Genomic DNA, 9,247 nt, shown 5'->3' on the forward strand with positions numbered 1-9,247 from the left:
GTCACTTGAGCCTGCTGGAGGCCAGGATCGACACCAGGTGCAGCAGCGTCTGGAGCAGCGCGATGCCGGCCAGTACGGCGACACCCAGCCGGGAGAAGAACAGGTCGCCCCGGACCTGGTCCAGCACGGCCAGCACCAGGATGAGCAGGGACGCCTCGATGCCGAGGACCAGCCGGTGGAACTTGAGCGCGGCGGCGGCCCGGCGGGCGAGCGCCATGCCGGAGGAGCGCGGCTCGGCCGCCGCGTCCTTGACGACCGGCTTCCCGGCCTGGTGGCGGGCGACGCCGACCAGGTCGGTCTCGGCCTTGATCAGGATCGCGCCGAGCGCCGCGAGGGTGCCCAGGAAGGCCCACAGCCAGTCGATGCGCCCGCTGCCCCACAGGTCGGCGGCGCGCAGGCCGAAGCCGACCAGCACCGCCGCGTCGCACAGGTAGGCGCCGACCCGGTCCAGGTAGACCCCGGAGAGCGAGAACTGCTTCTTCCAGCGGGCGACCTCGCCGTCGACGCAGTCGAGCAGCAGGTACATCTGGACCGCGACCACGCCGAGGACGGCGCCCAGGACGCCGGGCACCAGCAGGGCCGGGAGCGCGAGGACGCCGGCGAGGGTCATCACGTAGGTCAGCTGGTTGGGCGTGACCTTGGTGGTGACCAGGAGACGGGTGATGCGCAGGGAGATCTCGCGCATGTAGAGGCGCCCGCCCCAGTGCTCGCCGCTGACCCGGTCCTTGACGCCCGCCGGGTGAACGACGGGCCGGAGTTCAGCTACGGATGGTCTTGGCATAGTCGGCGTAAGCGTCCCTGATCTCGGCGGCGGACAGGTTGAGGTGCTCCAGGATGGTGAAGCGTCCCGGACGGGTCTGGGGGGCGTACTCGACGGCGGCGACGAACTCGTCGACGCTGAAGCCGATCTCCTCGGGCAGCACGGGCAGGCCGTGGCCGCGCAGCACCTCGACGAAGAGGCCGGACTTCTCGGCGGCCCCCCGCAGGTGCATGGCGAAGGCGGCGCCGATGCCCACCTGCTCACCGTGGAGCGCGGAGCGCCCCGGGTAGAGCAGGTCGAAGGCGTGGCTGATCTCGTGGCAGGCACCGGAGGAGGGCCGGCTGTCCCCGCTGATCGACATGGCGATGCCGGAGAGGACGAGGGCCTCGGAGAGCACGGTGAGGAACTCGTCGTCGCCGCATCCGCCGGGGTGGCGCAGCACGGACTCGCCGGCGGTACGGGCCATGGCGGCGGCCAGGCCGTCCACGGCCTCGCCGGTGATCTTGTGGGAAAGCTCCCAGTCGGCGATGGCGGAGATGTTGGAGATCGCGTCGCCGATGCCCGCACGGATGAACCGCACCGGGGCGTCCTTGATCACATCGAGGTCGATCACCATGGCGATGGGGGTGGGGACGCCGTAGGAGCCCCGGCCGTTGTCGTTGTCCAGGATGGACACCGGCGAGCAGATGCCGTCGTGCGACAGGTTGGTGGCGACGGCCACCATGGGCAGGCCGACCCGCGCCGCGGCGTACTTCGTCACGTCGATGATCTTGCCGCCGCCCAGGCCCACGACGGCGTCGTAGCGACGGCCCTTTATGTCGTCGGCCAGCTTGACGGCGGAGTCGATGGTGCCGTCGACGACCGGGTACCAGTCGGCGTGCGGCAGCACGGGCTCCAGCTTGGCGCGCAGCGCCACGCCGGAGCCACCGCTGATCGCGATCGCCAGCTTGCCGGACGCGGAGATCCGCTGGTCGGCCAGGAGGCCGGCGAGATCGTCCATCGCCCCGCGGCTGATGTCGACGACAACGGGCGAGGGGATCAGCCTCGTCAGTACTGGCATGCGATCGTCCGGCCCTTGGCGAGGTCGTCGTGGTTGTCGATCTCGACCCACTTGACGTCGCCGATGGGGGCCACGTCGATGGTGAAGCCGTCGTTGACGAGCTGCTGGTAGCCGTCCTCGTAGTAGAGGTCGGGGTCGCGCTCGAACGTGGTCTTCAGCGCCTCGGCCAGCTGCTCGGCGGCCTCGGGCTCGATGAGGGTGACGCCGATGTACTCTCCGGTCGCGTCGGCCGGGTCCATCAGCTTGGTGATCTTCTGCACGCCCTTGCCGTCGGCGGTGACGACCTTCATCTCCTCGTCGGCCAGGTTCTTGACCGTGTCGAGGGCGAGGATGATCTTCTGGCCGTTGCCGCGGGCGGCGAGCAGGGTCTTCTCGACGGAGACCGGGTGGACGGTGTCGCCGTTGGCGAGGATCACACCCTGCTTCAGGACGTCACGCGCGCACCACAGGGAGTAGGCGTTGTTCCACTCCTCGGCCTTGTCGTTGTCGATCAGCGTGATCTTGACGCCGTACTTGGCCTCCAGCGCCTCACGGCGCTCGTAGACGGCTTCCTTGCGGTAGCCGACGACGACGGCGACCTCGGTGAGGCCGACCTCGGCGAAGTTGCCGAGCGTCAGGTCGAGGACCGTCAGGCTCTCCTCCTGGCCCTCGGGACCGACGGGCACGAGGGCCTTGGGCAGGGTGTCGGTGTAGGGACGCAGGCGGCGTCCGGCACCGGCAGCGAGTACAAGGCCGATCATGCTGGTTCTCCTTCGTCATGTACGGCGGGTGCTCCGGAGGAGACCCAGAAGCGGATGCTCTCCACGAGCACCACGAGTGCCACGAACACGGCCATGGCCGTGAGCGCGACGGGGAACGCGTCCCGGGGAAGGACTGCGGCGAGGACCACGGTCAGCAGGACCCGGCCCTCGTGGCCGCCGGTCGCCCGCACCAGCCAGTGCGGAGGCGCGCCGGAGCCGCCCCGGATGCGGTAGACCGTGTCGTAGTGATGGTAGGCGACCGCCGCGACCAGTCCGAATGCCGCCGGAAGGGCTCCGGGGACGTCCGACTTGGCGGCGAGGGTGAGGACCGTCACGTATTCGGCGAACCGGAAGAACGGCGGGATCAGCCAGTCGAGGGGGCCCTTGAGGGGGCGGGCGAGGGCCGCTCCCGAGAACGCGAGGTAGGCCACCGCCGTCCCGGCCAGCCACGGGTCGCCGAAGTCGAGGGTGACCGCCCCGCCCGCCATCAGCACGGCCCCGGCCGCGGCCAGCCACACCGCGGCGCGGTCGGGCCGCTTGCCGGGGCGGGGGCCGCCGGTCCAGGCGAGGACGCCGGAGTCCGCGAGGTCGGCGAGGGCGCGGGCGGCCCGGTCGGTACGGGTCGCCTTGCGGGTCAAGGAGCGCAGGACGCGGCCCGCGGTGGTGTAGAGCGCACCGAAGGCACAGCCGACGAGCAGCGCGTAGAAGACGATCCGGGGGGTGGTCACGGCGGTCAGGACCGCGATCATGGCCCAGCGCTCACCGATCGGGAGGATGATCATCCGCCGGACCCAGACGGTCCAGCCGACGCTGTCCAGCTTGTCGGACAGCGCCGCCGTCGGACTGGTATTGGCGGTGGCGTCGTGGTTGGCCTCGTTGAAGGAGAAGTCCACGACGTGCCGGCAGGTCATCAGGATCATGGCGCCGAGCGCGAGCGCCCAGACGTCGTCCCCGTTCCTGGCGGCCCCGAGCGCGAGGCCCGCGTAGAAGGCGTACTCCTTGGCGCGGTCGAAGGTCGCGTCGAGCCAGGCGCCCATCGTCGAGTACTGGAGCGAGTAGCGGGCGAGCTGCCCGTCCGTGCAGTCCAGCACGAAGGAGACCAGGAGCAGCACACCGGCCGCCACGTAGCCCCAGCGCTCGCCGGTGGCGGCGCAGCCGGCCGCGACGAGCGCGGTGACCAGCGAGGCGGTGGTGACCTGGTTCGGGGTCAGGCCGCGGCGCGCGCACCAGCGGGCGATGTAGCGCGAGTAGGGGCTGATGAAGAAGGTGGTGAAGAAGCCGTCGCGGGACTTCACGGCGGTCCTCAGGCGTACGGCCTCCTCGTCCACGGCGGCGACGGCGGCGACGGCGGCGTCCCGCTCGGCGGCGGTGGCCGGTACGGCGGCGACGAGGGTGCCGAGCTCGGGCCGCTGGACGGTGGTCCCGGCGGCCTCGGCCCCGGCGGCGAGCCGGTCGGCGTAGGAGCCGGCCCCGTCGGCCGCGGTGGCGGCGGCCCGGTCCAGGGCCGCCCGGGCACCGGGCTGGACGGCGAAGGCGCCGGAGACGGCGCAGGCGTCGAAGCGCGGGTCGGTCAGCGCGAGGCGCAGGGCGTGCACATGGCCGACGAAGGCGCTGTCGACGACGGCCACCCGCTGGTCGGCGGGGACGCCGGCCAGCGCCGCGGCGGCCTCTTCAGGACCGGCGGCGGGGCGGACGTCGAAGCCGAGGCCGCGCAGCTCGTCCGTGAGCGGTGATCCGGGGACCGGCAGGCCGGTGAGGATGACGGTCGGCAGACGAACTCACTCCTTGCGACGGATTCTGGACCGGCGCCTTGTCGGGCGGCGGCACGTCGGCAGAGGCTATCGGATGAATGGAAGCAGGGGTTCACCACCCGTTTACGCCCCGATAAGCCGAATATCCCGGGCCCGGGGTGCAGGCGTGATCATCATTGACGACCGTGTGCAGAGATCACAAACCGGCCCCGATGTTAAAGTGGGCGCTGACGCGTGCGGCTCCCGCACAAGCGTCCTGAACGTCCTGAAGGTGACCGAGCGAGAAAGAGGTGGGGTTGATGACCGTCGTCAAGGTCGCGGCCATGGGCAGCGAACTCCGGCACACCTCCACTTCCTTCCGGGCACCCGGCCAGGTCTGATCACACCGCTGATCGCGTCACACCGCTGATCGCTCCTCTGATCACGCCTCGTCGGCCGGGGCCCCCGTTCGAGGGTTCACGTTGACCGACAACACCCACATCACCGACGACATCCACAACACCCACGGCACCGCCGACGACAGCGGGCGCGACGGCTCCGCCGACGCCCTCCACGAGGCCTTCTTCGCGCTCCACCACGGCCTGCCCCGGCAGGCCCCCGGTTCGGACGCCACCACCAGGCACCTGCTGTCCCTGTGCGGACCGCTGCCCGAGCGGCCGCGCGTACTGGACCTGGGGTGCGGCCCCGGCCGCAGCGCCCTGCTGCTGGCGGCCGAGGCGGGCGGTCCGGGGACCGGCGGCGCCGAGGTGACCGCCGTCGACCTCCACGAGCCCTTCCTGGAGGAGCTCCGTACGGCCGCCGCGGACCGCGGGCTCTCCGCTCGGGTCCACCCCGTCGCGGCGGACATGGGCGCGCTCCCCTACGAGGACGGCTCCTTCGACCTCGTCTGGGCGGAGGGCTCCGCCTACTCCATCGGCTTCGACACCGCGCTCGCGCGGTGGAAGCGGCTGCTGGCCCCCGGCGGCACCCTCGTGCTGACCGAGTGCGAGTGGACCGCCGCGGAGCCGTCCGCGGGCGCCCGCGCCTTCTGGGACGAGCACTACCCGCTGCGCTCCACGGCCGCCAACCTCGCGGCGGCCCAGGCCGCCGGGTACCAGGTGGTCGGCGTGCACCACCAGCCCGACTCCGACTGGGCCGAGTACTACGGCCCGCTGGCCGAGCGGGTGCGCGCCGCCGGGGCCGGCACCCCGGCGGCGCGGGCCGCGCTGGCCGCCACCCGCGAGGAGCTCGGCGTACGGGTGCGGCACGGGCACGAGTACCGGTACACGGGCTACGTCCTGCGCCCGGTGGCCGCCGGTGACGGCGGCGCCTGGCGGACCCGCCCGGAGACGGCGGCCGACGAGGCCGCCGTACGGGAGGTCAACCTGGCGGCGTTCGGGACGCCGCTGGAGGCGGATCTCGTGGACGCGCTGCGCACGGACGACGCCTGGGTGCCCGGGCTGTCGTACGTGGCCGAGGGCCCGGACGGGTCGGTGGCCGCGCACGCCCTGCTCACCGCGTGCCGGGTCGGCGGCGTACGGGCCCTCGCGCTCGCGCCGGTGGCCACCGCCCCCGCGCTCCAGCGCTCGGGGGCCGGCAGCGCGGTCGTACGGGCGCTGCTCGCCGCGGCGAAGGAGCGCGGCGAGGCGCTGGTCCTCGTACTGGGGCATCCCGGGTACTACCCGCGCTTCGGGTTCGTCCCGGCGTCGCGTTTCGGGATCCGGGCGCCGTTCGAGGTCCCGGACGCGGCGATGATGGCGCTGGTGCTGGACGATTCCGTTCCGGTGCCTGCGGGGACCATCGCCTATCCGGCTCCGTTCGGCGCCTGATGCCCAGGGACACGGCTCACATGTGATCTGCCCCTCGCCGTTTATCACGCGGCGGGGGGCAGACATGCGTGGATCACCGAAGTAGGGACAAGCCGCTTTTGTACGGCAGACTGAAGGCCGAAGTCCGAAGCGAAGGATGGGTATGCCGACCACACCAGCCACCGCCGCGAACAGCGCGTCCAACGGCACCGGCACTCAAGAACCGATCATGCTCGAACTGGTCGACGAGTCCGGCAACACCATCGGCACGGCGGAGAAGCTCTCCGCCCATCAGGCGCCCGGGCAACTGCACCGGGCGTTCTCCGTGTTCCTCTTCGACGAGCAGGGCCGACTGCTGCTCCAGCAGCGCGCCCTCGGGAAGTACCACTCCCCCGGCGTCTGGTCGAACACCTGTTGCGGTCACCCCTACCCCGGGGAGTCGCCCTTCGCGGCGGCGGCCCGGCGGACCCACGAGGAGCTGGGGCTCTCCCCCTCGCTGCTCGCCGAGGCGGGAACCGTGCGCTACAACCACCCGGACCCCGCTTCGGGTCTGGTGGAGCAGGAGTTCAACCACCTGTTCGTGGGACTTGCGCAGGCGGCGCTGCGGCCGGATCCGGAGGAGGTCGGTGACACCGCTTTCGTCACCGCCGCGGAGCTGGCGAAGCGGCACGCCGAAGTGCCCTTCTCGGCCTGGTTCATGACCGTGCTCGACGCGGCGCGGCCCGCGATCCGCGAGCTGACGGGCGACGCGGCGGGCTGGTAGCCCGCACCTCGTTCAGAACGCCGGAGCGGCAGGTGCCACGGGCCCGGCGGGCGAGGCCGGTCCGGCGGGCGGGGCCGGGGCCTGCGCGGTGAGCGGCAGGGCGGCCCAGATCACTTTGCCGCCGGTCGAGGTGTGCTCGACGTCGCAGACCCCGCCGGCCTCCCGGGTGACCTCCCGTACCAGGAGCAGACCCCGGCCGCCGGTCTGGCCGAAATCGGCCTCCAGCGCCTTCGGGCGGTACGGGTGGTTGTCCTCCACCGCCACCCGTACCCACTCGCGGCCGATGGCGACCTCGACGGCGACCTCCGGCGAGAGCAGCGCGGCGTGCCGGACCGAGTTCGTCACCAGTTCGGAGACGATCAGCAGCAGGGAGTACACGAGGTCCTGCTGGGCGGGCACCCCCTGGCGCCCGAGCAGGTCCCGGACCGCGCGGCGGGCCTGCGGAACGGATTCTTCTACGGCGGGAGCGGTGAACCGCCACACTCCCTCGTACGCGAGGGGGTCGGCCGGAACCTCCGGCTCACCCCCCCTGGCTGGCGGGACGCTCCCGCTGACATCCATCTTCCGTCCCCCGTCTTCGCGCTCGATCGTGTCCACGCGTCAAGAGTGGGGAACGGGCTGGTCCGGACCGAACCACTGACCAGAAGTCAGCGTCATTCGGACACTTTCTGAACACTGGCGTATGACAGAGTCAGTTGTTCGACTGTTCCTGATCTTCTACTGGCCGGTTCTCCGCCGCCTCGCGCGTGCCGCGCGCCGCCTCCGGCCCGGGCCGCGCCTCGTCTTCGCTGACCAACCCCAGGATGCGCCGGGCGCCCATGCCCGTGGCGATCAGGCTCAGCCCGTCGAACAGCAGCGCGAGGGAGAAGAAGGTTCCGATCACGTACAGACTGCTGCCGGGCCAGCTGGACAGGATCAGGACGCCCAGCAGGACCCCGAAGGCACCCTGGACGAGCGCGAGCCCGAAGTTGGTGCCCCGCACCACCAGGGCGCCGACCAGCCGGAACACTCCGCCGGTGAGGAAGAGCAGGGCGGCGAACATGGTCAGCGCCTCGGCGCTCGCCTCCGGACGCCGCAGGATCACGAAGCCGGCCGCGAGGTTGATGGCGGCGACGATCACGGCGAGCCAGAAGTAGTTCCCCTTGCGGGACTGCACGGCCTGGAGCAGGCCCACCACACCGCCGATGAGCAGCAGCCAGCCGAAGAGGAACATCGAGGTCAGGGTGGCCACGCCGGTGTAGATCAGGCCGACCAGACCGGCCAGCACGAGGAGCACCCCGAGCAGGGCCAGGAGGCCGAAACTGCGCCCCAGCTTCTTCTTCTCCCGCTGGGAGTCGTAGTCCTTCTCCTCGGAACGGTCTGCACCCATGAGCGTGCCACCTCCTCGCACCCCCGGACGGACTCCCTTGATCAGACGGACTCCCTTGATCATAGGATCGACGGCCCGGGATAGCATCCGGCGCATGGAAGCAGCCCTGGACGCATCCCTCCTGCACACGGTCGCCGACGGGGTGGCCACCGTGGTCGTCTCGCACCCCGCCAAGCGCAACGCCATGACGGCCGCGATGTGGCGGGCGCTCCCGGACCTGCTGGCGGAACTGGCGACCGACCCGGCCGTACGGGTGCTGGTGCTGACCGGCGCGGGCCCGACCTTCTGCGCCGGGGCGGACATCTCCTCCCTGACCGGGGACGAGGACCCGCAGACCCTCGCCGTGGCGGCGGAGGATGCCCTGGCCGCCTTCCCGAAGCCGACCCTGGCGGCGATCCGCGGATTCTGCGTCGGCGGCGGCAGCCAGCTGGCGGCCGCCTGCGACCTGCGCTTCGCGGAGGAGGGCGCCTCGTTCGGGGTGACCCCCGCGAAGCTCGGCATCGTCTACCCGGTCTCCTCCACCCGGAGGCTGGCCGGCCTGGTGGGCCCGGCCTGGGCCAAGTACCTGCTCTTCTCCGCCGAGTTGATCGACACCGGGCAGGCGCTGCGCGCCGGCTTCCTGAACGAGCTGCTGCCCGCCGGCGAACTGGACAAGCGGGTGGCCGAGTTCACCCGCGTCCTGACCTCCCGCTCGCAGCTGACGCAGGCGGCGGCCAAGGAGTTCGCGGACGGCCGGACCGACCGGGACGCCCACTGGACGGCCCAGGCCGCCGCGAGCGGCGACACCGCGGAGGGTGTCGCCGCCTTCCTGGAGCGCCGGGCGCCCCGCTTCACCTGGACGCCGTGAGGCACGGCGCCGCGATCCAGGACAGGCCCTAGTGCTGTGACCGGAAAGGTTCACCGGGTCGCGCCGCCCGGCACGGCACTAGGCCGTGTCTGATGGCTCTTGCCCGGGTGGTGGATCTGCTGCCGTTCCGGGCATGAGTCGGTCATGGTGCGTCGGCATGAACTGACGAA

The 9,247-nt window shown here is 71.8% G+C and carries 10 protein-coding genes; 4 read left to right on the top strand and 6 right to left on the bottom strand.

Annotation, left to right across the window (positions count from 1 at the left end):
- Position 1 precedes the first annotated feature (1 nt).
- Genes AB0D94_RS30920 through AB0D94_RS30935 form a run of 4 tightly spaced genes read right to left on the bottom strand, consistent with a single transcriptional unit; the run spans position 2 to position 4,155 of the window.
- Entirely contained in the window at positions 2-781 is a 780-nt protein-coding gene (locus AB0D94_RS30920) for a CDP-alcohol phosphatidyltransferase family protein (RefSeq protein ID WP_362058558.1), read from the bottom strand.
- Entirely contained in the window at positions 759-1,820 is a 1,062-nt protein-coding gene (locus AB0D94_RS30925) for an iron-containing alcohol dehydrogenase family protein (protein WP_362058561.1), read from the bottom strand. Before AB0D94_RS30925 ends, AB0D94_RS30920 begins: the two co-directional genes overlap by 23 nt.
- Entirely contained in the window at positions 1,808-2,560 is a 753-nt protein-coding gene (locus tag AB0D94_RS30930; RefSeq protein WP_362058564.1) for a phosphocholine cytidylyltransferase family protein, read from the bottom strand. Before AB0D94_RS30930 ends, AB0D94_RS30925 begins: the two co-directional genes overlap by 13 nt.
- Positions 2,557-4,155: a DUF5941 domain-containing protein gene (locus AB0D94_RS30935; RefSeq protein ID WP_362058567.1), complete on the bottom strand. Its 1,599-nt coding sequence runs from the start codon at positions 4,153-4,155 to the stop codon at positions 2,557-2,559. Before AB0D94_RS30935 ends, AB0D94_RS30930 begins: the two co-directional genes overlap by 4 nt.
- Here AB0D94_RS30935 and AB0D94_RS30940 point away from each other — a divergent pair, their 5' ends adjacent.
- From AB0D94_RS30940 to idi, 3 genes are all read left to right on the top strand, one after another.
- Complete coding sequence (locus AB0D94_RS30940; protein ID WP_362058570.1) at positions 4,156-4,293, top strand: hypothetical protein; 138 nt, start codon at positions 4,156-4,158, stop codon at positions 4,291-4,293.
- Positions 4,294-4,892: 599 nt separating this feature from the next.
- Positions 4,893-6,119, top strand: coding sequence for a bifunctional class I SAM-dependent methyltransferase/N-acetyltransferase (locus tag AB0D94_RS30945; protein WP_362058591.1), 1,227 nt, complete (start codon positions 4,893-4,895; stop codon positions 6,117-6,119).
- A 142-nt stretch (positions 6,120-6,261) separates the two neighbouring features.
- The gene (gene idi / locus AB0D94_RS30950; protein ID WP_362058573.1) at positions 6,262-6,861 is read left to right on the top strand and encodes an isopentenyl-diphosphate Delta-isomerase; all 600 of its coding nucleotides are present in this window, start codon (positions 6,262-6,264) and stop codon (positions 6,859-6,861) included.
- Positions 6,862-6,873: 12 nt separating this feature from the next.
- On the opposite strand, the gene AB0D94_RS30955 is transcribed toward idi, so the two are convergent.
- Together AB0D94_RS30955 and AB0D94_RS30960 are read right to left on the bottom strand one after the other, a co-directional pair.
- Positions 6,874-7,422 (bottom strand): ATP-binding protein, encoded by a 549-nt coding sequence (locus AB0D94_RS30955; RefSeq protein WP_362058594.1) that lies wholly within the window; start codon positions 7,420-7,422, stop codon positions 6,874-6,876.
- A gap of 130 nt (positions 7,423-7,552) precedes the next feature.
- Positions 7,553-8,230 carry an HdeD family acid-resistance protein gene (locus tag AB0D94_RS30960; RefSeq protein ID WP_362058576.1) on the bottom strand — a complete coding sequence of 226 codons (678 nt, stop codon included), beginning with the start codon at positions 8,228-8,230 and terminating at the stop codon, positions 7,553-7,555.
- Between the two features lie 94 nt (positions 8,231-8,324).
- Here AB0D94_RS30960 and AB0D94_RS30965 point away from each other — a divergent pair, with 94 nt between their 5' ends.
- Positions 8,325-9,077, top strand: coding sequence for an enoyl-CoA hydratase-related protein (locus tag AB0D94_RS30965; protein ID WP_362058579.1), 753 nt, complete (start codon positions 8,325-8,327; stop codon positions 9,075-9,077).
- The last annotated feature ends 170 nt before the right edge of the window (positions 9,078-9,247 follow it).

Source organism: Streptomyces sp. NPDC048255, assembly GCF_040652415.1.
In the GTDB taxonomy this organism is placed as follows: Bacteria; Actinomycetota; Actinomycetes; order Streptomycetales; family Streptomycetaceae; genus Streptomyces.

Excerpts from the sequence above, each read along its gene's own strand:
- AB0D94_RS30920 (WP_362058558.1), bottom strand. The coding sequence starts at position 781 with ATGCCAAGACCATCCGTAGCTGAACTCCGGCCCGTCGTTCACCCGGCG.
- AB0D94_RS30925 (WP_362058561.1), bottom strand. The coding sequence starts at position 1,820 with ATGCCAGTACTGACGAGGCTGATCCCCTCGCCCGTTGTCGTCGACATC.
- AB0D94_RS30930 (WP_362058564.1), bottom strand. The coding sequence starts at position 2,560 with ATGATCGGCCTTGTACTCGCTGCCGGTGCCGGACGCCGCCTGCGTCCC.
- AB0D94_RS30940 (WP_362058570.1), top strand. The coding sequence starts at position 4,156 with ATGGCCGACGAAGGCGCTGTCGACGACGGCCACCCGCTGGTCGGCGGG.
- idi (WP_362058573.1), top strand. The coding sequence starts at position 6,262 with ATGCCGACCACACCAGCCACCGCCGCGAACAGCGCGTCCAACGGCACC.
- AB0D94_RS30955 (WP_362058594.1), bottom strand. The coding sequence starts at position 7,422 with ATGGATGTCAGCGGGAGCGTCCCGCCAGCCAGGGGGGGTGAGCCGGAG.
- AB0D94_RS30960 (WP_362058576.1), bottom strand. The coding sequence starts at position 8,230 with ATGGGTGCAGACCGTTCCGAGGAGAAGGACTACGACTCCCAGCGGGAG.
- AB0D94_RS30965 (WP_362058579.1), top strand. The coding sequence starts at position 8,325 with ATGGAAGCAGCCCTGGACGCATCCCTCCTGCACACGGTCGCCGACGGG.